This window comes from Shewanella algae (assembly GCF_009183365.2).
Lineage (GTDB): Bacteria > Pseudomonadota > Gammaproteobacteria > Enterobacterales > Shewanellaceae > Shewanella > Shewanella algae.
In genome coordinates this window covers 4,053,636-4,079,903 of the sequence record NZ_CP068230.1, presented here as the reverse complement: position 1 = coordinate 4,079,903, position 26,268 = coordinate 4,053,636, and the positions used below count along the sequence as shown (strand labels likewise).

Genomic DNA, 26,268 nt, shown 5'->3' with positions numbered 1-26,268 from the left:
TTTGTAAACCTAGTTGCAACAAGATGGTCACAAGCTCAATTGAGGAACAAACGGGATGATTAAGGATACCAGCGGACAAGACAAGCAAGTGGCGCCGAGTTTAGCGCGTCGCCTCAAGTGGCCGGCTACCCTGGGCGCGGCAGTATTGTTGCTGTCGGGCCTGGTGTGGGCCAGTGTCAGTGGCAGCGGTGTCAGTGAATCCATAGATCGCAGTGAGCTGCGCTTCGCCACTCTGGAGCGCGGCACTCTAACCCGGGATATCGCCACTACAGGCAAGATAGTCGCCGCCAACGCACCAATCCTCTACAGCCCGGAAGGCGGCACTGTGACTCTGATAGCCAATCCAGGGGACAGGGTCGAGCAGGGCCAGGTGGTCGCGACCATAGAAAGCCACAGCCTGACCAACAGCCTCAAGCAGCAGCAGGCCCTGCTCGACGGGATGAAGAGTGCCCTGGAACGGGCCAAGTTGGACGCCAGACGTAATCAACTCAAGGCGAATCAGACACTGGATATGGCCAAGGTGGATCTGGAGGCCGCAGACAGGGAGAGCCGCCGCGGCGATCAACTGATCGAAACCAGCCTGATCTCCAAGATAGATTACGAGAAGAGCAAGGATGAGTTGCACAAGGCCAAGCTGCAGTATGCCCATGCCCAGCAGGAAGCCGCACTGATGAAAGACACCTTGACCTTTGAGCTGCAAAACAAGGCGGCCGAGGTCAATCGTCAGGCACTGGTGGTAGCCGAGTTGGAACGTCAGGTGGCAGCACTGAACATCACAGCCCCTGTTGGCGGCATCATAGGTAACTGGCTGACGGAACAAAAAGCCCGTATCGCCCAGAGCCAGCCGATCCTGACCGTAGTGGACTTGAGTGCCTTCGAGGCTGAGTTGGCAGTGCCGGAAACCTACGCCGATGAACTGGGGCTGGGGATGGATGTGGAACTCAACTTCGGCGGCGTGATGGTGATGGGCAAGTTGGCCTCCATCTCCCCCGAAGTACGTAACCGCGAAGTCTCTACCCGGGTCCGGTTCCAGCAGGATACCGCTTTGCACCTGAGGCAGAATCAGCGCCTGTCGGCCAGGGTCTTGTTGGAAAACCGTGCCGATGTACTGATGGTCAAGCGCGGCGCCTTCGTGAACAGTGGCGGTGGCCGCCTGGTGTACCGTCTTCAGGGGGATATAGCCGAGCGCACCGAGATCAAACTCGGCGCCCGCAGCATGAGCCATATCGAGGTGCTGGAAGGCGGCGAGGTGGGAGACCAATGGGTGATTTCCAATATCGATCTGTTCAATGACGCCGAGCAAGTGCTGGTTCGCTGAGGAGAGAAGAATGAAAACCGAAAGCTTCAACACCGAACGTCTGGTGGCGGCCCTGGCTCTTATGCTGTTGCTGGTGGCGACTCTGGTCTATACCCGAGATACCTCGGACTGGTTCCTGCTGGGACTCAATCTTATCGAAGCCACCACAGTCAACTCTGTGTCGGCTGAGCCGGGGCAAGTTACCGATGTCAGCCATACCGCGATGGCGCCGGGCCAGTGGCTTGGGCAATGCCTGTCTGCCCTGACGAAACTAAAATAACTCACCGAATAACGCAAAAATAAGGAACTAAAACCATGTTAACCATGAAAAATATCAACAAGGTGTTCAAAACGGATTTAGTGGAAACCCATGCGTTACGGGATTTCAATCTGTCGGTGCAAGAGGGGGAATTTGTTGCCGTGACCGGACCGTCGGGCTCGGGTAAAACCACCTTTCTCAATATCGCAGGTCTGCTCGAAGGCTTTACCCATGGCGAGTATTTTCTCGATGATGTCAATATCTCCAACCTGAGTGACAACAAGGCCGCGGCCATTCGTAATGAAAAAATTGGCTTTATCTTTCAGGGTTTTAACCTTATCCCTGACTTGAATCTGGCGGAGAATGTTGAAGTACCACTGCGTTATCGCGGCTTTGGCGCCAAGGAGCGCCAGAAGCGGGTGAAGCAGGCGCTGGAGCAGGTGGGCCTGGGGGCGAGGATGAAGCATCTGCCCTCACAACTCTCGGGTGGTCAGCAGCAGCGGGTGGCCATCGCCCGCGCCTTGGCCGGGGAGCCGAGATTCCTGCTCGCCGACGAACCTACGGGTAACCTGGACAGCCTGATGGCCCGCCAGGTGATGGAACTGCTGGAAGAGATCAACAAGGCCGGCACGACCATCATCATGGTGACCCATGACCCGGAGCTGGCCCGCCGCGCCCAGCGCAATATTCAGATAGTGGATGGCCAGGTGTGTGACTTCAGCCGCTATCAAACCGAACAGGCGCCGCAGCTGGATGTGGCCGAACAAGTGGCCAGCTAAGGAGCGCGAGCATGTTTATTTATTATGTTGACCTGGCCTGGCGCAGCATCAAAAAGACGCCGATATTGTCGCTGTTGATGGTGTTGGCCATCTCAGTGGGGATAGGGATCACCATCACCACGCTGAACGTGTATAGCATGATGTCCTTCAACCCGGCCGGGGATCGCGCCGAGCAACTCAACACAGTGCAGCTGTGGAGCCAGGGACCCGATTCCTGGGATGAGTTTCACTCGCTGATCACTTTTCAGGATGCCATGAATCTGCGTAAGGGGGATCTTCCCAAATCGCAGGCCGCCATGTTCCGCAGTGGTATGGCGGTGCAAACGGATGACCCTGAAGTTCTACCCATGTTGCAGGGCGTCAGGGTGACAGACCGCGGCTTCTTCCCGCTGTTCGAAGTGCCTTTTCTCTATGGCAACGTTTGGGACAAATCAGTGGACGAGCAAGCGGCCTATCAAGTGGTTATCGGCAGAAAGCTGAACCAGAAGCTGTTTGGTGGCGAGAACAGCGTCGGCAAGACGGTCTATCTCAACCGCAAACCCTTTCAGGTGGTGGGCGTGATAGCCGACTGGAACCCTCAGCCCAAGTATTACGATCCTACCAGCGGCGCCTTTGCCAGTGCCGAGCAAGTGTATATTCCGTTTTCGCTGGCCGCCCATGAAGAGTTTCCGGTTTGGGGGAATGTCTCGGGTTGGAAGTATGAGCGCCTGGACAACTATCAGGAACGGCTGGTTTCAGAGAAAGTCTGGCTCGAGTACTGGGTCGAACTGCCAAGCGCAGAAGACAGAGCCGCCTATAAGAACTTCCTCGCTCAGTATGTCGAGCAGCAAAAAGAACTGGGGCGCTTTACCGATGGCAAGTCTCCCTCTGAGTCGGCGCAGCTGTCCGATGTAGACGCCTGGCTGGAGAAAAATCACGTAGTGCCCGAGGACAATAAGATTCTGGTGGGGCTGAGCATACTGTTTCTCAGTGTTTGCCTGGTCAATATTCTGGGGTTGATGCTGACCAAGTTCCTTAAGCGAGCTCCCGAGGTTGGCGTGCGCCGCGCCATTGGGGCCAGCCGCGGGCAGATCTTCTCTCAATACATGGTCGAGGTGGGCGTGATTGGACTGTTGGGTGGTTTTCTCGGCCTCGCCTGGGCCTGGGGAGCACTCTATAGCCTGTCGGCGCGCTTCGGGGTTGCCGAAGGGCTGACGCACCTGTCTTTGAGTATGTGGTTTATCACCCCCGGGATAGCGGTAGGTACCGCCATGTTGGCGGGTCTTTATCCGGCTTGGGTTGTGTGCCGCACTAAACCAAGCGTTTACCTCAAGAGCCAGTAAGGGATTGACTATGCTAAATATTAAACCGGTTTTCAGCAGCCTGATGCGCAGCAAGAGCGGCCCGATACTACTGCTGATGCAGATCATCTTATCGGTGGCCATAGTCGCCAATGCCAGCTTTATTATCCATGAACGTTTGACCATGATGCAGCGTGATTCTGGGATTGCCGAGCAGGAGATCTTGGCCTTTACCGTCTACAACTTCGACCCCAATATAGATACCAAGCTGCAGAACAAGGTCGACCAGCAGATCCTCCGCCGCCTGCCCAATGTTGTCACGGCGACGTCCACCAATATGTTGCCGCTCAGTGGCAGTGGCTGGTCCACCACGCTGAATCTGGGGCCGGATCCGGAAACGTCCAAGACGACGCCTCAGCTTGCCATGTACCTGGGGACAGAGCATACCCTGGAAACCTTGGGGGTCAAGTTGGTGGATGGGCGTAACTTCTACGCTAACGAGATCAATGATGATGTTAACGGCAGCAATAAGCTGGTGATCATCAGCAAGGCGCTGGCCGATGAGGTTTGGCCGAATGAGTCCGCTGTGGGCAAGACCCTCTGGGCCGACAGGGACGAGAATGTCACAGTGATAGGTGTGGTCGACAAACTGCAGGGTGCCTGGGTGGACAGCAAAGATCTCGAGTACAGCCTGATCCAGAACGTCGATTACACCGGGCATTTCTACATGGTGCGGGCGCCGAGCGAGCATCACAAGGCGTTGAAAGAGCAGATCCTCGAGGCCTTGATGAAGGAAAACCCCAATCGGGTGATCGATGATTTCCAATCCATCCAGGAAGTAAAGCAAAGCTCCTATCGTGACCACGAGCTCATGGTCAGCGTGCTGTCCATGATGGTGATTTTGCTGCTGCTGATCACCAGTTTAGGCCTGACAGGTATGGTGATGTTCAACATTCAGCGCCGCACCAAACAGATTGGCACCCGGCGGGCCTTGGGGGCCACCAAGGCCGATATCCTGAGTCTGTTTCTGACGGAAAACTACCTTATCTGTATCGCCGGAGGGCTGTTGGGGGCTTGTCTTGCCGTGGTGTTGGGGCAACAACTGATGCAGCACTATGACCTGCCACAGCTCGACCTCATCTATCCGCTGCTGACAGTGGTGGGCATGTTGCTGGTGACGACAGTGGCTGTGGTATTGCCTGCCCGCAGGGCGGCGAATATCTCACCGGCAATGGCGACCCGCAGCGTCTGAACCGCCTGCCGCCCATTCGAGTCGACGGCATGGCTCATGCAGTTTGGCTCGCGTTGGCGGCAGCTTTAGGTTAGTTTTACTCATAATTTTTACAATAGATATAACAGGATGTAACAAGCAGGCATGATGGATACTGTACTCGTTGTCGATGACAATCAGGCCGTATGTCAGGCGTTGTCGCTGATGTTGGAAATTGCCGGTTATCGGCCGCTCAGTTGTCAGAGCCCTCAGGAGGCGCTGTACTTTATTGAGCAAGAAGAGGTCAGCCTGGTGATCCAGGACATGAATTTCAGCCGCGACACCACCTCGGGGGAGGAAGGGCGGGAACTGTTTCACGCCTTGCGCAGTCGTCAGCCGCAACTGCCAATCATCTTGCTCACCGCCTGGACCGAGCTGGAAATGGCAGTGGAATTGATGAAGGCCGGGGCCGCCGATTATCTGGCCAAGCCCTGGGATGACAACAAGTTGCTCAACAGTGTCGCCAACCTGATTTCCCTCTACAAGCTGCAACAGGATAACCAGCAGTTGCAGCAGCGTGAGCAGCAACGGCAGGCGGCATTCGACGGCGCCGATCTCTGTGGTTTGGTATTTGCCAGCGCTGCCATGGAGCGCTGTGTTGATCTGGCGTTGCAACTGGCACGCTCGGATGTCTCAGTGCTGATCACAGGCCCCAATGGCGCAGGCAAGGATAAACTGGCGGACATACTGCACGCCAATTCGCCGCTGAAACACAAGCCACTCATTAAGGTCAATGTCGGCGCCTTGCCGATGGAGTTGATGGAAGCCGAGCTGTTTGGCGCCGAGGCCGGTGCATTTACCGGCGCCACCAAGGCCCGTATCGGCCGTTTCGAAGCGGCCGATGGCGGTACCCTGTTTCTGGATGAGATAGGCAACCTGCCGCTGTCCGGGCAGATTAAACTGCTGCGGGTATTGCAGACCGGCGAGTTTGAACGCCTGGGCAGCCACCAGACCCGTAAGGTCAAGGTCAGGCTGCTGAGTGCCACCAACGCCGATCTGCGCCAAGACATTATCGAAGGCCGTTTTCGCGAGGATCTTTTCTATCGCCTCAATGTGGTGGAACTGGCATTGCCGCCATTGGCGCAGCGCAAAGACGACATCTTGCCGCTGGTGGAGCACTTTTGTGCCGCCGCGGCCTTGAACAAGAGCTCGGCGCTGAGCAAGAGCCTTACGTTGGACAAGAGTGCCAAAGAGGCACTGCTGGCCCACGACTGGCCCGGCAATGTGCGCGAGCTGGAAAACGCCTGTAAACGCGCTGTTTTGCTGAGTCGAGGCGAGTCTTTGAGCTGCAGTGATTTCGGTTTGGCAGCGGGAACCGCCTCGAAAGCTATCTTGGATTCAAGTGTCGGCCAAGCTCCAGAGAGCCATGGCCAACCAGCCGGGGCAGAGGAGCCGGGTAAGGCGGAAATAGAAGCGGCGCTGGCCGAGCACGGCGGCGTTATCGCTAGGGTTGCCAAGTCATTTGGCATCAGCCGTCAGGCGCTCTATCGGCGGATGGAGAAGTTTGGTATCGACGGCAAGAGGCAGGCATGACAGGAGGACTCAGTCTAAGACACAGGCTGCTGCTGGGCATGCTGCTGAGCACCTTGCTGGGTTTGCTGCTCGGGTGGGGTTGTCTGTTGTGGTTGGGGCCTGAATGGTTATGGCTGGCGGTGGTGGCAGGATTGCTGGCAGCTCTGGGCATAGGGCTTAGGTTGACCCGAACCCTGGGTGACAGCCTGGCGGGGCTGGAAATCGGCATGCTTAACCTGATTGATCGAGATTTTAGTGTCTCGTTGCCGGACAGCGGCATCAATGAGCTGGATAGACTGGCTCAACTGTTCAACGAGGCGTCGGCCCGGCTCAGGCAGGAGCGGCAGCATATTTACCAGCGGGAATTGTTGCTGGATAAGGTCATTCAAAACTCGCCCAATATCATGCTGCTGTGCGATAGCGTGGGTCATATCATTTATGCCAACGACGCCGCCAAACATCTGTTCAATGCCAGGAAAGGCCTGGAAGGAAGCAGCCTCTCTGAGCTCAAAGCCAAGGTGAGCGAAGAGATGCGCCAAATGCTGGAGAGTGAGCGCGATGGTCTGTTCAATCTCGGCTTGCCGGAAGGCGAAAACCAGAGCTGGCACCTGAGTCGCGGCCAGTTCAACCTCAATGGTCAGCAGCATCAGTTGCTGCTGCTCAAGCAGATGACCCGTGAGCTCAACCGCCAGGAGGTAGCGGTGTGGAAGAAGGTGATCCGGGTAATCAGTCATGAACTCAATAACTCGCTGGCGCCTATTGCCTCCATGGTCAACTCGGGTCGGCGCTTGACTACAGAGAACCGCGATCCCAAGCTGAGCCTGATCTTCGATACCATAGAAAATCGCACCAATCATCTGGGGCAATTTATCGAAGGTTATGCCCGTTTTGCCAAACTGCCCAGCCCCAGGAAACAAGTTATTCCATGGGCCCGATTGCTGCCTGAGTTGGCTGAGCATTACGCCTTTGTCTGCCTGGAGACCCCTACGCTGACTTTGTTGGCCGATGAGGTGCAGCTGGAACAGGTGTTGCTGAATCTGCTCAAAAACGCCCATGAGTCCGGCTCGGCGCCTGAGGAGATTGAGCTGCAGATAGCCAGCCGCTCCGGTTGGCGCAGTGATGCTGCCGACCCGGTTGCCGGCGTCAGTATCTGCGTGATGGATCGCGGCAGTGGCATGTCAGCGGAGGTGTTGTCGCAGGCGCTGTTACCCTTCTATTCCACCAAGCCTCAGGGCAGTGGCCTGGGACTGGCGTTGTGCCGAGAGATTGCCGAGGCTCACGACGGTCGTCTCAGTCTGCAAAACCGTCAGGATGGTGGCTTGCTGGTTCAGCTGTGGTTACCGCAACAGTGAGTCATACTTTCGGGTGATTTTCAACGGATCTCGACTCAGCCGAAATAGCTATTTTTCAGGTAAATACGTCGGTGGCGGGTGACTCGGTTCCGGCGCTGCTGTTAATGTAATGCTCTTGTTAAAGGAATGGCCTTTTCAGGCAACAAAGGGAATTTTCGGGGACAATGCCGCACTCTGTCTTGTTATCCATGCGCTGTATCTTGTGCTTACTGATGCTGACACTTGCGTCTGCTCCGGCGTTGGCCGCAGCCGAGGCGGATGACATAGAGATCAGTGGCCTGGTCATAGACAGAACCCTGACCCGCTTTGGCAAGGATTTTGGTTTTTACTACTCGGGGTATTGGCGGGATCTGCCCTTTACCCAGGGATTCAATGTCACCCTTTACGAAACGGTTTTCCCTCAGGCCGGCACCTTGCTGACACTGGAGGTTAACGGTACCCGTATTTACCAAACCCATTTTGGCCGCAGAGCCAGTCCCATCAAGGAGCGGGCCGAACAGGCGATTCTCTTGACCATAGATTATATCGCCTCGGTCAGAGCCCAATCCATGACAGGGGAATTGGGATCCAATTGGGATGGAATTTAGGAAGCAAGCACAATGACACTCAGGATGTTAATCGTAGCCGGCACCTTGCTGGCTTTTTCGGGGCAGGCCACCGAACTGGTCTATACCCCAATCAACCCCAGTTTTGGCGGTAACCCTCTCAACGGTTCGTTTCTGCTGAGCAAAGCCCAGGCCCAAAATAACAATCAGGCCGCCGGCAATGAAAAGGACTTTGTTACCCGCTTCAAGGAGTCGCTGGAGCGTAACATTATCAACTCCATCACCCGCGGTGTGGCCGACGGCGAGATAACCGACGGTGTGTATGACACTGGGGACTACCGCGTCGAAGTCGCCTCCACAGGTAACGGCGTGATGTTGACCATTACCAACCTGCTTTCCGGCGAAGTCACAGTGATAGAGATGCCTATCTATGGAGGTAATCCATGAGGTGGCTGGCACTGGTTCCACTGTTACTGCTGGGGGGCTGCAGCCTGGTTCCCAAGCCTGATTTGAATATCAATGAGGCCCAGGTAAATCCCTTGAGTGAAACCATGAAGGCGCTGCAGTCGCGTCCCGGGCCGCGTTTTCCTATCCCGGTTGCGGTTTACTCTTTCCGGGATCAGACCGGGCAATATAAGCCCCAGGCCAATGTCAGTTCCTTCTCGACCGCAGTGACCCAGGGGGCCACTTCCATGCTGGTGCAGACTCTGCTGGACTCCAGGTGGTTTACCCCTGTGGAGCGGGAAGGACTGCAGAACCTGCTGACCGAGCGCAAGATCTCAGGTAAGCAGCAGGGGCGCAATAATGAAGTGCCGACCCTGACCAATGCCAGGCTGCTTCTGGAAGGCGGGATCATCAGCTATGAAACCAACGTGGAAACCGGCGGCAGCGGCGTGGAATACTACGGCATAGGCGCCTCCGAGTTGTACCGGGAAGATCAGGTGACCATTTATCTCAGGGCAGTGGATGTACACACAGGTAAGGTGCTGATGTCGGTCAATACCACCAAGCGGGTGTTCTCTCAGGAGATGCGTGCCGGTCTGTTCCGTTACACCAGTTTGAACCGCCTGGCCGAGGCCGAAGTGGGCTTTACCACCAATGAGCCGGTACAGTTTTGTGTGTTGCAGGCGATAGAACTGGCGGTCTCCGAGCTTATCGATAAGGGGAGCCGCATGGGTTACTGGAGCGCCGAGGCTTCGGGCGACGACAACAGCCTGAGTCAGGGATAAACAGCTTGAGCGAGAGAGCAACAGCTTGAGCGATAGGTAAACCGCAGTTTGTTGATTTTTAAAAAGAAGGGCCCGTAATTGCGGGCCCTTTGTTTGACTAACTCCAGGGCGTTCATTTCCGCTGGCTCATTTCCGAAGGCCGATTTCAGGAGGCTGGTTTCCGGGGTTTTGACTCTGAAGGGCTAGGCTGCCACACCGCGCCAGAACAGGCGAAAGCTGGCGTCTCTGGCCTCTCTGGTAGCCTTCTGAGGCTGGTTGCAGAAGAAGCGCGCCGCCGCCAGGAACTGGCTGTGGCAAGCTTCCAGCAACAGCTCTCTGGGTAGGTCAGCCAATACCCCTTGGTTGATGCCCTGCTCCAATAGTTCAGCAATAAAGCCGAGAATGCCATGCATTGCCTGCTGCCTGACCGCTTCACTGACACTGGGTGACATGGCGTATTGCACAAAGAAGCTCAGCTTCAGAGGCTGTGCCAGCGCCCAATCGAGCCCGGCCTGCCAGAGCATTTCTGCCCGCTGCGGCAATTCAGTGGTGGTTGCCGGCGCCTTTGGCAAGCTTGCTGAGATGGCGTCGGCAAACTCTGTTTTGATGGCCAGAAACAGCTGGTCCATCAGGATTTCTTTACTGCTAAAGTGATGGAACAAGGTGCCTGTGGCCACGCCGGCGTGGCGGGCTATGCTGGCGGTCGAGGTGGCATAGAAACCTTGCTCGACAAACAGTTGCAATGCGCTGCCCAGGATCTGCTGCTTCTTGTCCTGTTTGCCGCTCAATGCCTGGGTTGGCTCGTTGCTGCGCTTCATCTGAGAAACACCTTCAGCAGCAGCTTCTGGATCCCCTTGCCGTAGGGCGGATGCACCAGTTTGCCGGTATTGAGTCGCCCCCGGGACAGCACAGTGCGGGCGTGGCTGAAGGTGCGAAAACCTTCCTGGCCGTGGTAGTGTCCCATGCCGGACGGGCCTATGCCACCGAAGGGGGCATCGTCGGCGGCCACATGAAACACGGTTTCATTGATACAGACACCGCCAGAGTGGGTTTGGGACAATACCTGCTGCTGCACTTCTTTATCGAAACTCATCAGATACAGGGCCAAAGGTCTGGGGCGCGCCTTGATATAGTCGAGTGCCTGCCCCAGCTCTTGATAACTGACCAAGGGCAGCAAAGGGCCGAAGATCTCTTCCTGCATCAGTTTCATATCGTCGCTGACCTTGGTCAGCAGCAAGGTGGGCCATTTGCGCTGTTCGGCGCTTGGCAGTTTGCTGAGCGGTTGCTCGCGGTCGGCGGCAAATAACTGTGCCCCTTTGGCGGTGGCATCTTCCAGGAGGGCGACCAGCCTGGCGGCCTGACGCTCGTTGAGTATCTGGCCATAGTCCGGGGTGTTGGCAAAGTCGGGGTAGAACTGCTGGAAGCGGCGCCGATAGGCGCTAATAAACTCGGCCTCTTTACCACTGGGGCAGAGAATATAGTCGGGGGCGACACAAATTTGCCCGGCGTTGAGGCACTTGCCGTAGATGAGGCGCTCTACCGCTGTCTCCATGGGCATGTCCCGGGCGATTAACACAGGGGACTTGCCTCCCAGCTCCAGGGTGACAGGGGTGAGATTATCGGCCGCCGCGCGCATTACATTGCGTCCTACCTGAGTCGAGCCGGTAAACAGCAGATGATCGAAGGGCAGGGCGGAGAAACTGGCGGCAATCTCGGCTTCCCCTTCAATCACACAGACCTCGGAGCCGTCGAAGACTTCGGCCAGCAGGGTACGCAGGGCGGCATTGGTGTGGGGAGTAAATTCAGACAGCTTCAACATGGCGCGGTTACCGGCGGCAATCACTGTGGCCAGCGGACTCAAGGACAACATGATAGGGAAGTTCCACGGCACTATGATGCCCACCACGCCTTTGGGCTGATACTCCACCCTGACACTGGCCGGGGCCAGCAATAATCCGGCATGGCGGCGACTGGGTTTCATCCAGCGTTTGAGATGCCTGAGGCTGTAGTTGATCTGGGTAACGACCGGCAGTATATCGGAGATCAGGCTATCGTCGGTCGACCTGTGGCCATAGTCGCGACTGAGTGCATCCGTGAGGGCCTGTTGGTGTTTCAGCAAGGCTTGTTTCAGCGCCTTGAGCTTGGCCTTGCGCTCGCCAAGGCTTGGCATGGGGGCGGCACTGAAAGCCTGGCGCTGCACGGTGAATTTTTGCAGCAGCTGCTGATTCTCCACTGTGAGCGGCTCTGGGTTAACAAGCGACATTTTGCCTCCTTCGGCAGTCATTAAGCTGCTTTTAAAGTAACCGACTGATTAGTCGGTCTGATGTTAGTTCAGTCTGCGCCGGTTGGCAATAGCAGAGCTATATTTGATATGGATCACAGAATGCATCACGGCCGCCAACTAGACTGAAATCGAATAGATGGGGCCTTGTTTTTGAAATCGTTGACATAAGGAATTGATGATGAGCTTGAACATGCATGGTATTTCAATCGGAATTGAGCGTTATGGTGATGACGATTTCTTTGTCACCATGAAAGCCGTGGGAAAACTGACCCACGAAGACTATGAATACATGGTGCCTATGCTGGAGTCGGCGATAGCCGGTGTGAAGGATCCGGATATTTACGCTCTGCTGGATGTCACCGAAATGGATGGTTGGGAAGCCAGAGCCATGTGGGACGATCTCAAGTTGGGGATCAAGCATGGGCGCCATTTCGAGAAGATTGCCATCATAGGCAATACCAGTTTGCAGGAATGGATGACCAAGATGGCCGACTGGTTTACGCCAGGGGACATGAAGTTCTTTGTTGATCGCCTCGATGCCATCGACTGGCTGAAAGACTAAACCGCCTTGCCATGAAATGCCCGCGACCTGTGAGGAGGTGCGGGCGTTTTTTTATTGCCATTCCAACAGGGTTTTGAGCTGCTCGCTACGCTCCTGAGTCAAGAGTGCTTGCCACTCTTGCTCAGTGGTGGATTCCTGGAGCGCGGCAAATAGGCGTGCATTGCTGTCGCGGTATTTAAGCCACAACCTCTGCACCGCGCGAAGGTCTTCTTTGGTGACTTCAAACATATAAAGCTCGGGGTCATCCGCAGGGCGCAGTTTCTTCATCAAGGCGCGGTACACCCGGTTGAGCTCTTTGTCGGCGCCGGCAAAGTCAGGGAAAGTGCTCACCACTTGCTCTCCCTTACTGAGCATTTCCAAACGTGCCAGATAGTTTTGCCGCTGCTCGCTCTGGGACCCGATAATAAAGGCGCTGCGCCCGCTGCCGCCATGGCCTTCCTCCCTTGAGGTTTTCGCTTGCAGCCACAGCTCGAATGCGCGGTTGGCCGGCTCGAGTAATTTAAGCGGCGCTTGCCCCAGGCGTTGCTTGATGCTTTGGTTGATCCCTTCTTGTTTGGCGAGGCGCAGTTGCTCCAGTCGCTGCTCTTCCCGTGAGGCGCAAAAGCCCATTCCCATACCACTGGTAATAGCGTTGCAGAGATCAAATTCAGTGGTCTGTTTGGCACCATGGTCGAGTTTGAGCCTGTCTTTGACGGCTATATCCAGCTCGGCCGGTACCTCGGCGCCATAACAGATGAGCTGCAGCACCTGGCGATCATAATTGTTGCCATCTTGCAGTTTTGAGAGGTTTTCTGCCTGTTGCCACAAACGATAGCTATAACCTTCCTCTAAGGGAGCGCTCAGAGCATTAAGCCGGTTGAAATCGGGCTTGCCGGCATAGATGCAGGCATCCAGTGTGGTTTGATAGTCGAAGTTAAAGTCCGGATGATGACTTTGATACTGTTTTAACACCTCGCCCAGCCTGACAGGATCGGCACTGTTTTCTGTGCCGCCGCGGGTCAACAGGCGATCTGTCAGGTAATAGAATGCCTTGGGGTGACCGGCCCTTGCTGCCTGGTTTAAATGCGCTATGTCTTCGGCCAAAGGTAAGGAATAACTGTAGCTCAGCATGAAGTGGGCTTCGCTGCTGCCAAGGGCCGCAGCCTGCTCATAGAGCGGCTTGGCCTGCTGGCTCTGTCCGGCTTGTTGCAGCGCCTTGGCACGCTCTACCAGGCTGGCGGCATCCTCGGCGTAAACTGGGGTAAAAATAATCACCAATAGGCTTACTGCCGCGGGTAAATGGAGTAAAGTATTCATAGGGTGCTTCAAAATATTGCAATATAACTTGTTGATATTATTCGACAGGTATCTCATCAGTCGATGCCTGTCGTGTCAAGGAGGTCACTATGCGTAACAAAGATATCCTCTGGCCCACTGATTTCAGTGATACAGCTGCCAATGCATTGAGATATGCCATTGAAATGGCCAACCTTTATCATGTTGGGCTGCGTATTTTGCACGTAGTGGATCAGCCCATAGGTGATGAAAACTATCAGTTGTTGATCATCACTCCGGAAGAGTTGGCGCAAACCATGGAGAAGGCCGCCGCCGAGAAGATGCATGAGTTGCTGGCCAAGCTGAACAGTCCGCTGAAAATTGAAACTGTCATTCGCCGCGGTGACGCAGTTGAGGAGATCTTGGCCGAAGCCGAGTCTGCCGATGTCGGTATGATAGTGATTGCCAGCCACGGTCGCAGTGGCCTGGCCCATTTTCTCAGTACCAATGTGGCCGAGGCCGTGGCCAACAAGGCTCGCTGCCCCGTGTTGGTGGTGAAGTAACAAGTCGATGCGGCTTGAATGAGTACTAGAACGAGGAGCCGGGCTGCTCGAGAAAGGCCAGCTCCTCGGCGGTCGACTGCCGTCCCAATATGGCATTGCGATGGGGATAACGGCCAAACCTGTCAATAATCGCCTTGTGTCTCAACTCAAAGTCATAGTTGTCCCTGGTTTGTTCCGAGGCGAACAGTTTCTGTGCCTGCTGATGAATAACTGCCGACTCGCTGTGCATAAAGGGCATATAAAGAAATGCCAGCATAGGGGCTTGCAGCTGTTTGTCGGCGCCTATGCTGATAGCCTCCTGCGCCAGAGCCAATGCCATGGGATCGGCACTGAAGGCATCGGGAGTGTCGCGGTGAATGTTGCGTGAGAACTGATCCAGCAGCAAAATTTCCGCCAGGCGCCCTTGTGGCGTTTGTCGCCAATGCCATAACTCGCCCTGACGGGCCGCATGTAGCAAGGCACCGAAACGACGCTCAATTGTGTTGTCAAACTCAGGATCTTTGACCCACCAGGTCTTGGGGCTTATCTCTTCAAACCAAAAATGGATTATCTGTTGTGGCTTGTACTCGGAAGTGGTTTGAACTGACATGGCAATTCCTTCTATTTGAATGGGATTAAATCCAGTTGCTGTGATCATGGGCAATAAGCCCAAGGGTTTGCGCCGCGATATCCTGCGCCTTGGCCAGCGGAATGGCAGGCAGTGTCAGTTCGCCGCTGGCCAGCCCAAGTTTGAGGCTCGCGAGGCCTCGGCGTTTTTGCCCCCGGCTTTGGATTAGCTGCAGATGTTGCACCTTGCTCAGCGACACCAACTGCCAACTGTGGCCTAGGAGTCCCTTGTGGATCCAGAGATCGTTTTCAACCCGCCAAAAACCCCATTGACGATAGCGCAGATAAAGCGCCAGGACAGCCAACACTCCGGCCAGCAACAGCAACCAGGTCTCTGCTGCAGGGCCGGTAAATGCCCATGTCAGCGGCGCCGGCGTTAAGCACCACAGCGCCCTATAGTAAAACCAGCTCGGGTGAATGGGGTGCCAACGATTCGGAATACGGTCGGCCTTGCTGCTTCTTTGGTTGAGCCTTTTTAACAGGCGATGCACTTCGCCTCTACCGAGCGATGGCACCAACATGTGATTGTTGCTACCACCTTCCACCTCATTGCCTTTTACCTGCTTGAAGCTCAGAGTCCAGCGTTTCAGCCAACGGGCCAGCAACGGCTGCTGCAAACTGATAAGTTGAATTCTGTGCTGCTTGAGTATGTCTTGCTGGTGGGACAGCAGGCCGCCGCTACGCTGTAATGTTTCCTGTTCCTGAGTCAGGCGATAGGGGGCATATTTCAGCAGTGCCGCGACTATTGAGATCAAGGAAAACACTAGATAGCCAAGGAGCAGAAGGCAGACAAGGAACCCCAGCTCCAGCAGCAGGTTGCCACTGAGCTGCTGCTGATGCCAGTCGAAGACTTGTGTCAGCCCCAGCTCCATCAGTTGACTGCCTTCGAGCTGGCTGAGTACCGGACCTGCGATAATGGCAAACCAAACAAAATTATTCTGATACAGGCCAAAGAGTGTCAGCTCTGCCAGGGACTTCTTCACCAATAAGCGGGAGTTTGGCGGTGCTGAGGTGGGGGCGCTTTCGTCTGTATCGGCCCGTTTCATCAATTGCCGCCTCAGTGACTCGGCCTGAGCTTGGGTGACTGCGCTTAAGCAGGCTTCATCCTTGGCCGAACCCGCAGTTTCCACTATCAAGTTACCCAGTCGCAACGGCTTGAAGTAAAAAGGCTGTTCCAGACGCACATTCTGAATTCTGTCTATCGGCAGCTCGACTTTGCGCTTGAACAGGGCACCGCTGTGGACCTCGAGTTGTCCTCGAGTCAAGCGATAACGGAATTTGCGCCAGCTCAACAGCCCATGGGCAAAAATCACTATCAGGGTCAATGCCAGTGCCAGTGGCAGCCAGACGGAGTCAAATCCCTGCTGCCAGCCGGTATAGAGGATAGGCACCAGGGCATAGCCGTTGCTGAGGAAGTGTTTCAGGCTGGTGAGGCTGAAACTGATGATCGCCCAGGGTGAGAGCGAGTGCCAGTTGGCTTGCTGCACCTGGCTCAATTCGGCGTCTCCATCGAGGTTTCACCGCCATCCTTCCCCGCCAGAGACAACAGATGTTGGCGCAGCGCTTCGGCTACTTCAATATCCAGCCCGGGCAGGCTGACCTCGGCCGCTGAACTGCCGGCACTGTAGCAGCGCAAACTTGTCAGCCCAAAATGGCGCTGCAATGGCCCCTGAGACAGGCTCACATGTTGCAGCCTGCTGGCCGGCATGGCGGTATGGCTCTGCCACCAAAGCCCTTCACGCAGCAAAATGCCATATTCACAAACGCCATAAGCCGTGGCTTCGGCTTGTTTTTGATTGAGCCAGGTCTTGAATCCCAAAAGCAGCAGTGCCAGCGTGACCGAGATGATGACTCCAAGACCACTCAGCTTGGCGCTGAGCAGTAACGCAGGCACTAGCAGCAGTATGACCAGCACCATCAGCAGCAGGTTTTGCCACAGCAATTGTTGGCGGTAGCGGGGAGACAAAGGGGTCAAGGGTTGGCTGTCAAAGCCCAACCACTGCTGCTGAGGCAGGGGTGAGTGGGGCGAGCGGGTATCCATGTGCTTTGAGTCCTTGAGGCATTGACCTGACTATAGCAATAGAGAGTTTGTCGCTTCAAGCCGCTAGCTTGGATGGCAGAGACTTGATGCAGTTCCGGATCCTGAGCGATTGCACTTGTGTTAACAACTGGATATCAAGTAGTTTGGTAGCAAGACTTTGTTGCCCGTGTGGCGCTTGCCTCCCAAACGCGCCGTTACTGGCTGTAAACCATCAGGACGATGAGTATGTTCCAAGCCGATAAGGTATCCAAACAGCAAACCGCCTTTCTGCGTAAGCTCTATCTGGCCCATCTGATAGACGATACCCAACATAACCTGTTGTCCTTACAGAAGGAAACCGGTATGCCGCGCCGCACCTTACAGGACGCCATTGCCGCCTTCGGCGATATAGGTATTCAGGTGGACTTTATCCAGGATGGCCGCCGGAATAACTCAGGGCACTACCACATCCGCACCTGGGGCCCGATTAACAGCGCCTGGGTCGGCACTCACCTAGAGCAGATCCGCGCCCTGCTGTTCGCCGACAGTTGAATCCGCCTGTTGTAACAGCAGCATACCGGCCAGAACCGCCTGGATGTGGCGCTGCTGGATAAATTCATAGTAACGCTGATCCTGCAGTTGATTGCCTTTAGCCTTAAACTCGCACTGCGTCTGCATTCCCACTACTAGATCACCATTGCTGCCAAATGGCGGTAACTCCAGGTTATAGCCTTTGAAATAGTTGTGGGGTAGTTCTTTGTTCCAAAACAGTTGCCAATGATTGTTCCCGCAGTTGGGAATGGGCTCGGCCATGGCCGCCAGGGTTTGCCGTGCCAGTAGCTCACGAATGGCATCATAATTCAGCCTTGAGTCGGTTGTCGGGCATGGTAATTCCTCCAGCTCTATAGTAACCGGCGATGAATCTATCGGATCCTTGATGCCATAGAACTTGGCTCTGCGCTCCCCCTTGAGATAGTGGGTAAGCTTGGTTGTGAACAGCGGAAACAGGCCAACAAGGGACGGCCCGTGATAGACGGGGGTGACATGGGCGGGCACGCTGACATCCTGCAACAGATGCAGCAGGGCACCGACAAAGTAATCCCGCTGGGCCGATTCATTGGCCAGGGTTAACCCAAGTTGCGCCCTGGCCCACAGGCGTTGCTGTGACATATTGACAAGTCCGGGCTGCACTGTCTCTTTGTCCGTTTTATCCGGATGATAAAAGTGCCAGTTGCCAACGCGGCGATAGGCCGGAAACAGTTGATCACTCCAGGGATTGTCATACAGGGAAGAGGGCAGTTTGGCGGCGCCTTCATCCATGGCCAGGTTGCCGTCCTGCAGTCGCTGTAACCTGGCAGGGTTGACTACTTCACCGCGGCATTGCGCCAGTTTCTGATAGCTGAGTTCGGTGAGGCGCAGGTGTCCGGGTTTGGGATCATAGGCCATTGCTGAGTTGCAAAGCAGTAAGCTACACAACAAAGCCATGCCGGCCGAGAGAGTAGTGGTTTTCATCGAGTCTTCCTAAAGGGTGAGTCGCAAAATCGCGGGTGCGACCAAGGTTTATTTAATAGCTTTCACCACTCATTTTCGCTAAATAAATCCGCTTCTATGCGCAGCGACAGAGTAGCCCTGTCGCGAGTTGGCACTGTTTACATTTTTATGGCCAAGCCCGGCTTTTTCAAGTCTGGTTTTTAAGACCAGTTTTTTCAAGCCAGGTAGAGAGCAAACCCAAGCCAGCTAAGGCCAAGCAGTACCCAGGGAAACCACAGCAGCCACTTGGGGGCATGGGATGGCGTTATTTCTGCCGCATCCGCGCCGTCATCCGAGTCGTGCTGGAGCCTGCTTTTCTGTCTCAGTTCTTGCTTGCGCGCCTTGTCTCTTTCTCTGGCCTTGGCCTTTTGTTGCTTCTTGTACTCGGCAATGCCTTTCTCTACGCCTTGGGCTATGAGGCGGGTTTGCTCCTTGGTTTGCCCCGCCTTTTGAGTGGCTTTGGCCATGCGCATGGCTTCGGTTTGGGTTTCGTTGGAAATCGCTGGCTTCTTGTTCATCTCTGATGGGGTTGATGACTGACGCAAGGATTATACCTGCCTGCTTGGAGTTCTGACCACAGACGGCTTCACATCAAAGGCGCTTGTCGGTGCTGAACTTGTTCGGGGTCAAATGCTCTTATGGCAGGGGTCATATTGCAAGGGCCTTTATTGGCAAGATTTTGAACGCTTCAAAAATAGAGTCTCTGCCCCTGCGCGTCGGCGAAGGTGCCCGGTTCATAGTGCCAGACCCTGGAAATCAGTTCAGGCGTCAAAGCCTGTTGGGGCTCGCCCTGAACCAGAAGTTTTCCTTTGTCCATAACCAGTAACTGATCAGCATAGTGACTGGCCTGGTTGAGGTCGTGCAGCACGGCCAATACAGTGTAGTCCTGCTCATGAGCCAGCTCTCTGGCGAGCCGCAGTACTCTGTGTTGCTGGGCCAAATCCAGCGCCGAAGTGGGTTCATCCAGCAAGAGTACAGGCGAGTGCTCGGCCTGGGCCAATTGAGTCAAAACCCTGGCCAACTGAACCCGCTGGCGTTCACCGCCGGACAGTGCCGGATAGCTGCGCTCACTCAGGTGAGCCAGATCCAGACGCCACAGTTGCTGCTCAACCAGTTGGGCGGCATCTCTGGCACTGAGACTGAGAGGATACAGGCCCATGGCTACCACTTCACGAACGCTGAAGGGAAAGCTGAGACTCGAGTGTTGTGGCAACATGGCCAGATGCCTGGCCAAGGCTTGCTTCGGCCACTGCCCAAGAGGCGAGCCGTGAAAGTTTATCCGCCCGGCATCAGCCTTCAGTTCCTGAGTCAACAGCCTTAGCAGACTGGACTTGCCGGCGCCATTGGGCCCCAGTAGAGCGTAAAATTGGCCGCTTTGCAGTCGGCAACTGACATCGGTCAGCAAGGGCTTGTTGTCGACTCTGGCATGTAGATGTTTGAGCTCCAGTACTTGCTCAGTAACTGCGGTGGACTCAAATGGCATGGCTGTCTGTGCGGCAGTTGTCGTGGTCACGGATTCGAGTGAAGGCATGGAGTACCTCAATAAAGCTTACGTCGCTGACTCAGCAGCAGATAGAGGAAGAAGGGAGCGCCGAGCAGAGCCGTCATCAGGCCGACAGGGATCTCGGCCGGTGACATCAAGGTGCGGGCCCCTGAGTCGGCCAAGGCCAGCAGCACAGCGCCGAGAATGGCACTCAGCGGCAGCAGTTGGCGATGATCCGGCCCCTTGAGCAGCCGCACCAGATGCGGTACCACCAGCCCGATAAAACCTATGATGCCGGTGGCCGCCACGGCAACACCGACACCCAAAGAGCAGAGCAAGATCAACTTCAGCTTGAGCCTGTCTACCTCTATGCCCAGATGACGCGCCTCGGATTCGCCCAGCAACAGGGCGTTGAGCGCCAATGCCTGTTTGTTGAACTGCCAACTCACCAAGGCCAGTACCGGCAGACAGATAAATACGGATTGCCAACTGGCACCGGCGATGGCCCCCAGTTGCCACAGGCTGAGATCCCGCAGTGCCATGTCGTTGGCAAGGAAAGTCAGCATGCCGATTCCGGCACCGGCCAGGGCGGTAATAGCCACCCCGGCCAGCAAGAGTAACACCACTGAGGTGCTGCCACCTGAAGTGGCGAGCCGGTAAACCAGTAAACTGGTTGCCAGACCGCAGAGAAAAGCACCAAGGGGGACGGCATAGCTGCCAAGATGCGGCAGCAGCACTATGCAGGTGGCGGCTCCCAGCGCCGCGCCCGAGGACACACCTATGATGCCGGGGTCAGCCAGAGGGTTACGAAACAGGCCTTGCATTACTGCGCCGCACTGTGCCAACAGGGCGCCGACAATCAGTGCCAGCAAGGTTCTCGGCAGACGGACATTTTGCACTATCAGGGCATTGGCTTCCTGCCCGGCGGCGACTGAGCCAAACAGAGAGTCGATTATATCGCTCAAGCCTATGGTCACAGGTCCGGTTGCTATCGAGAGCAATGCGGAAAACACCAGCAGGCTGGCGAGTCCAGGCCAGAGCCAGGGATGGCGGTGGATGGGCAGCACGGCAGCCATGATTATTGCTCCAGCAGTTCCTGATTCAGGGACTCGGCCGCTTCAATGGCGGAGATACCTAATCCCCCGAGTAATGCCTGAGGTTGAAGATCCCGGATCAAACCGGCTTTTCCGGCCGGAGTATGGGCCAGTAGCGGCATGCTCTTCAGTAGCTTATCGGCTTGAGGTTCGGGTTGCTCGCTGGCGCTTGAGAGTAAAATCAGTTCTGGCTTGAGCGCCAGAATACCTTCCTGAGACAGGCTTCGGTAGCCGCTGAAGTCGGCGGCGTTGGTGGCACCGGCCAGCTGGATAATGATATCGGCGGCCGTATCAGCACCGCCGACTCTGGCGGGACGCTCTGACTGCATCAACATAAACATGACTCTGGGTGGATGTTCGAATTTGGCCGCAGATTGCGCCAGTTGCTGTAACCTGCCACCCAGAGTATCGGCCAGTTCGGTGGCGGCTTTCTCCTTATTCAGGGCCTTTCCCAGAGTGAGGATATTTTGCTGTAGTTGCTCGGCGGTATCGGCCGCCTTCAGGGTGATAACCGGCACACCGGCCTGTTTTACCAGATCTATGCTGCTGGCCGGTCCCATCACAGAGGTGCCAATCAGGAGATCCGGTTTTTGCGCCAATATGCCCTCGGCTGACAGCATTCTGTGGTAGCCGAGTCTTGGCAGTTTCAGCGTCTTTGGCAGGGCGCTGCTGGCGTCAACTGCCACCAGTTGTGGGGCGGCATCCAATGCCAGCACCAATTCAGTGACACCGGCACCGGCACTGATCACTCGCTTGGGAGGCTCTTCAGCGGCAAAAAGCGGCATGGCGAGCAGGCCACAGAGGAAGATAAGAGAGTTTTTCATTCTAGCTCCAAAATAATTCAGGGACTCATCGCCACAGACTTGTGTCTGAGGTTTCATCAGTTGTTTAGGGTTCCATCAGGACCCGGGTCTGGCTGATCTCCAGCCGCTGCAGCAGACTCAGCAGTTGCATCAGCGGCTGGACTCTTGCCTCCTTGTCGGCGGCTACCACCAAGGTCAGTTCGGGATTGTCGGCCAGCGCCTGAGTCAGTGCCTGCTCGAACGCGTCGAACCGGGCAAATTTTTGTTCGTTGAGCGCCCAGAACGGCGCCTGGGGTAACACGCTTACCGTCAATTGAGTCTGCGCTTGTGGGCTCAAAGTTGTGGCACTGTTATCCGGTACTTCAATCGGCAGGCTCAATAACTTGGGATTGGCTGTGAGCAGCAAAAACACCAGCACAATGAAGATGATGTCTATCAAGGGGGTTAGATCCAGGCCGCTATCCAGGCCATGCTCTTCCTTAATTTCAATCATGACAGCGGCTCCGGATGGCGACGCTTGCCATTGATTTGACTGAGTTTGGTCAGGTTAAAAGCAGCGTAATCATTGTCTTCGCCCTGCAGTGGAACCCCTTCCAGCCAAAGGTTGAGTTGATTCAGTACATGGGCGCAGGAGGCCACTGAGCGCTCGGCCCAGAGTCCGAACAGCTGCGCTCCCAACAGCGCGGGTACGGCGATCAACAGGCCGGCGGCTGTGGTGTACATGGCCAATCCCAAGCCCGAGGCCAACAAGGCCGGAGTGATACTGTCACTCTGATTGGCGCCAATATCGTTGAACATCTCCAGTAGCCCCAGCACAGTGCCGAGCAAACCCAGAAGCGGGCTGATGGCACCTATGTATTGCAGCAACTTGAGCCCGGCGTGGAGTTTGCGTTTCTCCTTTGCCAGCCAAAGTGACAACAACTCTTCCCGCAGCGCCTTGGGTTGTGCGGCCTGTCTCAGCAAATGGCGGGCACCGCAGGAAATCAGTCCCCGGTTATCTTTCAGGCGTTCAAGCAGGCTGTCACAGCTTTCATCCAGTGTGCCGCTGCGCAATTCGCCGAGCCAGGATTGGCGCCTGAACAGGCTCGGCAACAAGATGGCAAAGCGCTCCAGCAATATCATCATGGTCAGAAAGGCGCAGATGAGCAAAGGCCAGGTGAGATCGCCAAGTTGCTGGTGCAGGCTTTGGTACAAACTTAATTCCATCGTGTCTCCAACTGTTAATTAAGGGCGAAGCGAACCGGCACCCTGACTTTGAAACGGGCGGCTGAGGCTTGGGAAGGAATGCTGAACTGCCAGTGGCGTACGGCGGCCAATGCCGCTTCATCCAGAATGGAATAGCCTGAGCTGCTGACGAGCAGGGCGTTTTGGGTTTTGCCTTGATGATCAAAGAAGATGTCCACCAGAGCCGTGCCCTCAAAGCCCCGCTTGCGGGCGAGTCTGGGGTAGCTCGGCGGCGTCGGCGGGCTGGCAAATACAGGCTCAGCCAGCTCTATGGTGTGATTCAGCCCTGGGGTGCCGGCTGTTTGAACCGGCGACGAAGGAATGCCCGGCTTCTCCTCACGGGGCACAGGTTCTGCTCGCGGAGTCGTTGAGGCGTGTTTCGATTCAGGTTTCTCTGCTATCTCTCGCGGCTTTTCCTGAGTCGGTTGTGGCTTGCTCATCTTTGAGGCTTGTTTCTGACTCGTTTTGACCGGCTTGGTTTTGAGCTGCTCTGACTTTGGCGGCTCAGGTTTCGCCACATTCTGTTTCAGCGGTTCTTGGTGTTGAGGGGCTTTATGTTCAGCTTCTTTATGCTTAGCGGATGGGGCTTTTGCCGCAGGGTGGCTTTCGGCGTTAGCAGCCTGGTTTTGAGTCTGGACAGAGGCAGTTTGGGATGCTGCAGCAGGGGCTGCGCTGAAACTCAGCTGCAAACCGCCCTTGGTGGGCATTACCAAAGGATCTGGGGTGGCTGTCTGAGAGGCTAATACGGCACTCTGAAGTGACAATGCCATGAGCGCAAAACCACAATAACGCTTGGGGGTCACGCCGTTACTCCTGTTTACAACCGCTTGTTGCGGCGGGTGAATGTTCAAATTCAACTAAGCAAGGACCCGTAAGGCTCAATGCTGTTCTGTCTTGGGTCGGCTCTGTCCCTGAGCCGCCACCATTCCATGGTTCCTGCCTTTACTGTCCGGCCAGCCTTTACCGTTTGGATAGCGCCGCTATTCTGCTGCTACAGACGGCACCACTCCCGGAACTTACCCTTCCTTTGGGTTAAGATATACGAGTGGAAATAAGATCGCAAATGATAATAATTATTATTTGATCCTTTTCTAAAGCTAAGCTAGAGTGCCAGCTTAAGTGGTGTTATCCCGGGCCTGCGGCCCTCTGTCTCAACTTGTTTTTCAGAAACACCACTTCCATGAGAAAGGCTGGAGATACAGCCTGATAATCTGTTTGAGGATCAAGATGATGAATAGAAAGCCGCTGGTTATGGCTATTACTCTGGCATTGGGAACCCCCTTCCTGAGTCTGGCCGCTGTTGCCGAGCAGGTGAAAACAGCAGAATTTGATGAGGTGCTGGTAAGTGCTACCCGCATTCAGGAGAAAGTCTCTGAGTCCAGCCGCAGTGCTGCGGTTGTCGGCGAAGAGCAGTTGGCCGAGAAGCAGGGCGACTCGGTGGCCGAAGTGCTCAAGACTGAAGCCAACATCAATATCGCCAATGGCCCCAGGGCGTCTGCCCAGCAGGTGGAAATTCGTGGTCTCAGTGGCCAGAGGGTATTGCAGACCATAGATGGCGCCAGGCAAAACACCAGCGCCGGCCACAGAGGTACCTTCTTTATGGACCCTGAGCTGCTCAGTTCTGTTGAGGTGGTACGCGGCCCGGCTTCCAGCCTTTGGGGCAGTGGCGCCATAGGCGGTGTGGTATCACAAAACACCAAGTCGGCCAGGGAGATGCTCGACGAAGGCCAGAGCTTTGGTGGCTATCTAAAGCAGGGCTATGAAACCAATGGCCAGCGCAGCAAGAGCAGTGGTGCCATTTATGGCGCCAAGGGCAGTATCGACTGGTTGTTGAACGGCAGCTACAGCGATGGTGACAACATCAAGGCAGGTAATGACAATACCCTGGAAAACAGTGCCAGCCGCAGCCGCAGTGGCTTGGCCAAGTTCGGTTGGCAGTTGGATGAGGCGCAAAGGCTGCAACTTTCCGGCAGGATCAATGAGATCTCCGAAGCCGTGCCCAGCAACCCGGCCACAGATGTCAGCAACAGTGTGCCTCTGGTGCGCCGCGACAGTAAAGATTCCAACCTGACCCTGGACTACAGCCTGGCACCAAGTAGCAACGCTCTGCTGGATCTGGATGCCAAGTTCTACTGGAATAAGACAGATTATGATGAGAATCGCCTGACCAAGGGCCAGTTCGACACCACAGAATATGAAACCCTGGGGTTCAGTATCGCCAATCGCAGTCAATGGCAGGGGCTCAAATTAACCTATGGTCTGGACGGCTACCGCGACCAGATAGAAACCTTCCGTGATGACAGCGGCCAGAGCGGTCAGCGTCCCGGCAACATAGATGGTGAGTCTCGGGTGTGGGGTGCTTTCGTGGCCGCCAATATCGCTCTGGGGGAAAACTGGTCATTGGATCCGGCGCTGCGTTACGACAGCTTTGAAAACGAAAGCAATAACCTGGGCCATTCCAGTGATGACGATGCCTTGTCTCCCTCGTTGGCACTGGTGTGGAAGACAGCGCCATGGCTGACACTCAGCGCCCGTTACGATGAAGCCTTCCGCGCGCCATCAGTGGAGGAGATGTACTCCAGTGGCACTCACTACTGTATTCCTCCCATCCCCAATTTCTTGCCCAACGGCCTGTGCAATACCTTTGAGGTCAATGAAAACCTCAAGGCTGAAAAGGCCAAGAACAAGGAACTGAAGGCCGATATGCGCTTTGCCGAGCTGGCGGGCAACGATGAACTGGCGCTGAGCCTGAGTGTATTCAGAAACGATGTCGACGACTTTATCGAGCAGCGGGTGACCAATCCACTGCACGGCATCCCCGGGCTCGAGCAGAACACCCGCTGGGATAACGTCGACAAGGCCAGACTGACCGGCTTCGAGCTGACAGGAAAGTATCGCATCAACCAGACCCGCTTATCGCTCAGCTACGGCCAGACTGAAGGCAAAGACAGACATGATGGGGGCTATCTGGCCAATATTCCGGCCAACAAGTTGGTGCTCGACTTGTCGCAGGGGATCATGGCGGGTGATATGAAGCTGGGAACCCGGGTTAGCTATAACGCCAGTCAAGACAGGGTGCCCGAAGATAACCCGGTTAACCGCTACCAGGACTACACCCTATGGGATGTGTATCTGGCCTGGGAGCCAGCCATGGGGACCTTCGAAGGGCTGCGGGTCGACTTTGCCATTGAAAACATTGGCGATGAAGAATACATCCAAGCCTGGCAAACCCTGATGGATCAAGGGCGCAACTTCAAGCTCTCGGCCCGTTACCGTTTCTGATGGAGCAACAGATGCAGATAAGCGATACATCAAGGGCGGCCGCTGGCCGCCTGCAGATAGC

The 26,268-nt window shown here is 55.6% G+C and carries 28 protein-coding genes; 14 read left to right on the top strand and 14 right to left on the bottom strand.

All coding sequences use genetic code 11. From position 1 onward, the window contains the following. The first annotated feature begins 55 nt into the window (after positions 1–55). From E1N14_RS18255 to E1N14_RS18210, 10 genes are all read left to right on the top strand, one after another. On the top strand, positions 56–1,318 hold the full coding sequence (locus E1N14_RS18255) for an efflux RND transporter periplasmic adaptor subunit (RefSeq protein WP_025008866.1): 1,263 nt from the start codon (positions 56–58) through the stop codon (positions 1,316–1,318). A 10-nt stretch (positions 1,319–1,328) separates the two neighbouring features. Further along, complete coding sequence (locus E1N14_RS18250; protein WP_025008867.1) at positions 1,329–1,577, top strand: hypothetical protein; 249 nt, start codon at positions 1,329–1,331, stop codon at positions 1,575–1,577. Positions 1,578–1,612: 35 nt separating this feature from the next. Continuing rightward, positions 1,613–2,335 carry an ABC transporter ATP-binding protein gene (locus tag E1N14_RS18245; protein ID WP_028779504.1) on the top strand — a complete coding sequence of 241 codons (723 nt, stop codon included), beginning with the start codon at positions 1,613–1,615 and terminating at the stop codon, positions 2,333–2,335. An 11-nt stretch (positions 2,336–2,346) separates the two neighbouring features. Beyond that, positions 2,347–3,657 (top strand): ABC transporter permease, encoded by a 1,311-nt coding sequence (locus E1N14_RS18240; protein WP_025008868.1) that lies wholly within the window; start codon positions 2,347–2,349, stop codon positions 3,655–3,657. Between the two features lie 10 nt (positions 3,658–3,667). Then, positions 3,668–4,867: an ABC transporter permease gene (locus tag E1N14_RS18235; protein WP_025008869.1), complete on the top strand. Its 1,200-nt coding sequence runs from the start codon at positions 3,668–3,670 to the stop codon at positions 4,865–4,867. A 126-nt stretch (positions 4,868–4,993) separates the two neighbouring features. Continuing rightward, on the top strand, positions 4,994–6,418 hold the full coding sequence (locus tag E1N14_RS18230; protein ID WP_025008870.1) for a sigma-54-dependent transcriptional regulator: 1,425 nt from the start codon (positions 4,994–4,996) through the stop codon (positions 6,416–6,418). Then, on the top strand, positions 6,415–7,749 hold the full coding sequence (locus E1N14_RS18225) for a sensor histidine kinase (RefSeq protein WP_025008871.1): 1,335 nt from the start codon (positions 6,415–6,417) through the stop codon (positions 7,747–7,749). Before E1N14_RS18230 ends, E1N14_RS18225 begins: the two co-directional genes overlap by 4 nt. 164 nt (positions 7,750–7,913) lie before the next feature. After that, positions 7,914–8,336 (top strand): curli production assembly/transport protein CsgE, encoded by a 423-nt coding sequence (locus E1N14_RS18220; protein ID WP_037436138.1) that lies wholly within the window; start codon positions 7,914–7,916, stop codon positions 8,334–8,336. A 12-nt stretch (positions 8,337–8,348) separates the two neighbouring features. Further along, the gene (locus E1N14_RS18215) at positions 8,349–8,741 is read left to right on the top strand and encodes a curli assembly protein CsgF (RefSeq protein WP_025008873.1); all 393 of its coding nucleotides are present in this window, start codon (positions 8,349–8,351) and stop codon (positions 8,739–8,741) included. After that, on the top strand, positions 8,738–9,523 hold the full coding sequence (locus E1N14_RS18210) for a CsgG/HfaB family protein (RefSeq protein ID WP_025008874.1): 786 nt from the start codon (positions 8,738–8,740) through the stop codon (positions 9,521–9,523). Before E1N14_RS18215 ends, E1N14_RS18210 begins: the two co-directional genes overlap by 4 nt. A gap of 182 nt (positions 9,524–9,705) precedes the next feature. On the opposite strand, the gene E1N14_RS18205 is transcribed toward E1N14_RS18210, so the two are convergent. Both E1N14_RS18205 and E1N14_RS18200 read right to left on the bottom strand, forming a co-directional pair. Then, positions 9,706–10,320, bottom strand: a complete 615-nt coding sequence (locus tag E1N14_RS18205; RefSeq protein ID WP_025008875.1) for a TetR/AcrR family transcriptional regulator — start codon at positions 10,318–10,320, stop codon at positions 9,706–9,708. Continuing rightward, entirely contained in the window at positions 10,317–11,765 is a 1,449-nt protein-coding gene (locus tag E1N14_RS18200; protein WP_025008876.1) for a coniferyl aldehyde dehydrogenase, read from the bottom strand. The genes E1N14_RS18205 and E1N14_RS18200 overlap by 4 nt, the downstream gene beginning before the upstream one ends. A 199-nt stretch (positions 11,766–11,964) precedes the next feature. Between E1N14_RS18200 and E1N14_RS18195 the strand changes: the two genes are divergently transcribed. Further along, entirely contained in the window at positions 11,965–12,348 is a 384-nt protein-coding gene (locus E1N14_RS18195; RefSeq protein WP_028779496.1) for a SpoIIAA family protein, read from the top strand. A gap of 51 nt (positions 12,349–12,399) precedes the next feature. On the opposite strand, the gene E1N14_RS18190 is transcribed toward E1N14_RS18195, so the two are convergent. Continuing rightward, the gene (locus tag E1N14_RS18190) at positions 12,400–13,644 is read right to left on the bottom strand and encodes a lysozyme inhibitor LprI family protein (RefSeq protein ID WP_162173408.1); all 1,245 of its coding nucleotides are present in this window, start codon (positions 13,642–13,644) and stop codon (positions 12,400–12,402) included. 89 nt (positions 13,645–13,733) lie between these two features. Between E1N14_RS18190 and E1N14_RS18185 the strand changes: the two genes are divergently transcribed. Then, positions 13,734–14,165 carry a universal stress protein gene (locus E1N14_RS18185; RefSeq protein WP_025008878.1) on the top strand — a complete coding sequence of 144 codons (432 nt, stop codon included), beginning with the start codon at positions 13,734–13,736 and terminating at the stop codon, positions 14,163–14,165. Between the two features lie 25 nt (positions 14,166–14,190). Here the strand turns inward: E1N14_RS18185 and E1N14_RS18180 are convergent, their stop codons facing one another. Genes E1N14_RS18180 through E1N14_RS18170 form a run of 3 tightly spaced genes read right to left on the bottom strand, consistent with a single transcriptional unit; the run spans position 14,191 to position 16,812 of the window. Then, entirely contained in the window at positions 14,191–14,754 is a 564-nt protein-coding gene (locus E1N14_RS18180) for a DUF924 family protein (RefSeq protein WP_062793494.1), read from the bottom strand. Positions 14,755–14,779: 25 nt separating this feature from the next. Beyond that, positions 14,780–16,258 (bottom strand): PH domain-containing protein, encoded by a 1,479-nt coding sequence (locus tag E1N14_RS18175; RefSeq protein ID WP_252727303.1) that lies wholly within the window; start codon positions 16,256–16,258, stop codon positions 14,780–14,782. Between the two features lie 5 nt (positions 16,259–16,263). Beyond that, positions 16,264–16,812, bottom strand: a complete 549-nt coding sequence (locus E1N14_RS18170) for a PH domain-containing protein (RefSeq protein WP_025008879.1) — start codon at positions 16,810–16,812, stop codon at positions 16,264–16,266. A 225-nt stretch (positions 16,813–17,037) separates the two neighbouring features. Between E1N14_RS18170 and E1N14_RS18165 the strand changes: the two genes are divergently transcribed. After that, positions 17,038–17,343 (top strand): winged helix-turn-helix domain-containing protein, encoded by a 306-nt coding sequence (locus E1N14_RS18165; RefSeq protein ID WP_025008880.1) that lies wholly within the window; start codon positions 17,038–17,040, stop codon positions 17,341–17,343. Here the strand turns inward: E1N14_RS18165 and E1N14_RS18160 are convergent. From E1N14_RS18160 to E1N14_RS18125, 8 genes are all read right to left on the bottom strand, one after another. Continuing rightward, the gene (locus tag E1N14_RS18160; RefSeq protein ID WP_025008881.1) at positions 17,305–18,303 is read right to left on the bottom strand and encodes a phospholipase C/P1 nuclease family protein; all 999 of its coding nucleotides are present in this window, start codon (positions 18,301–18,303) and stop codon (positions 17,305–17,307) included. The genes E1N14_RS18165 and E1N14_RS18160 overlap by 39 nt on opposite strands. A gap of 194 nt (positions 18,304–18,497) precedes the next feature. After that, positions 18,498–18,839, bottom strand: a complete 342-nt coding sequence (locus tag E1N14_RS18155) for a DUF2956 domain-containing protein (protein ID WP_025008882.1) — start codon at positions 18,837–18,839, stop codon at positions 18,498–18,500. Between the two features lie 170 nt (positions 18,840–19,009). After that, on the bottom strand, positions 19,010–19,804 hold the full coding sequence (locus tag E1N14_RS18150) for a heme ABC transporter ATP-binding protein (protein ID WP_051546753.1): 795 nt from the start codon (positions 19,802–19,804) through the stop codon (positions 19,010–19,012). A gap of 56 nt (positions 19,805–19,860) precedes the next feature. Next, positions 19,861–20,880: a FecCD family ABC transporter permease gene (locus tag E1N14_RS18145; protein ID WP_037436147.1), complete on the bottom strand. Its 1,020-nt coding sequence runs from the start codon at positions 20,878–20,880 to the stop codon at positions 19,861–19,863. A gap of 2 nt (positions 20,881–20,882) precedes the next feature. After that, entirely contained in the window at positions 20,883–21,722 is an 840-nt protein-coding gene (locus E1N14_RS18140) for a heme/hemin ABC transporter substrate-binding protein (protein WP_025008885.1), read from the bottom strand. Positions 21,723–21,786: 64 nt separating this feature from the next. After that, on the bottom strand, positions 21,787–22,194 hold the full coding sequence (locus tag E1N14_RS18135) for an ExbD/TolR family protein (protein ID WP_025008886.1): 408 nt from the start codon (positions 22,192–22,194) through the stop codon (positions 21,787–21,789). Continuing rightward, positions 22,191–22,907, bottom strand: coding sequence for a MotA/TolQ/ExbB proton channel family protein (locus E1N14_RS18130; RefSeq protein ID WP_025008887.1), 717 nt, complete (start codon positions 22,905–22,907; stop codon positions 22,191–22,193). Before E1N14_RS18130 ends, E1N14_RS18135 begins: the two co-directional genes overlap by 4 nt. 14 nt (positions 22,908–22,921) lie before the next feature. Next, positions 22,922–23,728: an energy transducer TonB gene (locus E1N14_RS18125; RefSeq protein WP_062793492.1), complete on the bottom strand. Its 807-nt coding sequence runs from the start codon at positions 23,726–23,728 to the stop codon at positions 22,922–22,924. Between the two features lie 427 nt (positions 23,729–24,155). On the opposite strand from E1N14_RS18125, the gene E1N14_RS18120 reads away from it, so the two are divergent. After that, on the top strand, positions 24,156–26,207 hold the full coding sequence (locus E1N14_RS18120) for a TonB-dependent hemoglobin/transferrin/lactoferrin family receptor (protein ID WP_025008890.1): 2,052 nt from the start codon (positions 24,156–24,158) through the stop codon (positions 26,205–26,207). Positions 26,208–26,268 lie beyond the last annotated feature (61 nt).

Excerpts from the sequence above, each read along its gene's own strand:
- E1N14_RS18130 (WP_025008887.1), bottom strand. The coding sequence starts at position 22,907 with ATGGAATTAAGTTTGTACCAAAGCCTGCACCAGCAACTTGGCGATCTC.
- E1N14_RS18195 (WP_028779496.1), top strand. The coding sequence starts at position 11,965 with ATGAGCTTGAACATGCATGGTATTTCAATCGGAATTGAGCGTTATGGT.
- E1N14_RS18145 (WP_037436147.1), bottom strand. The coding sequence starts at position 20,880 with ATGGCTGCCGTGCTGCCCATCCACCGCCATCCCTGGCTCTGGCCTGGA.
- E1N14_RS18150 (WP_051546753.1), bottom strand. The coding sequence starts at position 19,804 with ATGCCATTTGAGTCCACCGCAGTTACTGAGCAAGTACTGGAGCTCAAA.
- E1N14_RS18165 (WP_025008880.1), top strand. The coding sequence starts at position 17,038 with ATGTTCCAAGCCGATAAGGTATCCAAACAGCAAACCGCCTTTCTGCGT.
- E1N14_RS18140 (WP_025008885.1), bottom strand. The coding sequence starts at position 21,722 with ATGAAAAACTCTCTTATCTTCCTCTGTGGCCTGCTCGCCATGCCGCTT.
- E1N14_RS18215 (WP_025008873.1), top strand. The coding sequence starts at position 8,349 with ATGACACTCAGGATGTTAATCGTAGCCGGCACCTTGCTGGCTTTTTCG.
- E1N14_RS18230 (WP_025008870.1), top strand. The coding sequence starts at position 4,994 with ATGGATACTGTACTCGTTGTCGATGACAATCAGGCCGTATGTCAGGCG.
- E1N14_RS18190 (WP_162173408.1), bottom strand. The coding sequence starts at position 13,644 with ATGAATACTTTACTCCATTTACCCGCGGCAGTAAGCCTATTGGTGATT.
- E1N14_RS18155 (WP_025008882.1), bottom strand. The coding sequence starts at position 18,839 with ATGAACAAGAAGCCAGCGATTTCCAACGAAACCCAAACCGAAGCCATG.
- E1N14_RS18225 (WP_025008871.1), top strand. The coding sequence starts at position 6,415 with ATGACAGGAGGACTCAGTCTAAGACACAGGCTGCTGCTGGGCATGCTG.
- E1N14_RS18170 (WP_025008879.1), bottom strand. The coding sequence starts at position 16,812 with ATGGATACCCGCTCGCCCCACTCACCCCTGCCTCAGCAGCAGTGGTTG.
- E1N14_RS18160 (WP_025008881.1), bottom strand. The coding sequence starts at position 18,303 with ATGAAAACCACTACTCTCTCGGCCGGCATGGCTTTGTTGTGTAGCTTA.
- E1N14_RS18120 (WP_025008890.1), top strand. The coding sequence starts at position 24,156 with ATGAATAGAAAGCCGCTGGTTATGGCTATTACTCTGGCATTGGGAACC.
- E1N14_RS18255 (WP_025008866.1), top strand. The coding sequence starts at position 56 with ATGATTAAGGATACCAGCGGACAAGACAAGCAAGTGGCGCCGAGTTTA.
- E1N14_RS18180 (WP_062793494.1), bottom strand. The coding sequence starts at position 14,754 with ATGTCAGTTCAAACCACTTCCGAGTACAAGCCACAACAGATAATCCAT.
- E1N14_RS18135 (WP_025008886.1), bottom strand. The coding sequence starts at position 22,194 with ATGATTGAAATTAAGGAAGAGCATGGCCTGGATAGCGGCCTGGATCTA.
- E1N14_RS18250 (WP_025008867.1), top strand. The coding sequence starts at position 1,329 with ATGAAAACCGAAAGCTTCAACACCGAACGTCTGGTGGCGGCCCTGGCT.
- E1N14_RS18240 (WP_025008868.1), top strand. The coding sequence starts at position 2,347 with ATGTTTATTTATTATGTTGACCTGGCCTGGCGCAGCATCAAAAAGACG.
- E1N14_RS18185 (WP_025008878.1), top strand. The coding sequence starts at position 13,734 with ATGCGTAACAAAGATATCCTCTGGCCCACTGATTTCAGTGATACAGCT.
- E1N14_RS18220 (WP_037436138.1), top strand. The coding sequence starts at position 7,914 with ATGCCGCACTCTGTCTTGTTATCCATGCGCTGTATCTTGTGCTTACTG.
- E1N14_RS18210 (WP_025008874.1), top strand. The coding sequence starts at position 8,738 with ATGAGGTGGCTGGCACTGGTTCCACTGTTACTGCTGGGGGGCTGCAGC.
- E1N14_RS18235 (WP_025008869.1), top strand. The coding sequence starts at position 3,668 with ATGCTAAATATTAAACCGGTTTTCAGCAGCCTGATGCGCAGCAAGAGC.
- E1N14_RS18205 (WP_025008875.1), bottom strand. The coding sequence starts at position 10,320 with ATGAAGCGCAGCAACGAGCCAACCCAGGCATTGAGCGGCAAACAGGAC.
- E1N14_RS18200 (WP_025008876.1), bottom strand. The coding sequence starts at position 11,765 with ATGTCGCTTGTTAACCCAGAGCCGCTCACAGTGGAGAATCAGCAGCTG.
- E1N14_RS18245 (WP_028779504.1), top strand. The coding sequence starts at position 1,613 with ATGTTAACCATGAAAAATATCAACAAGGTGTTCAAAACGGATTTAGTG.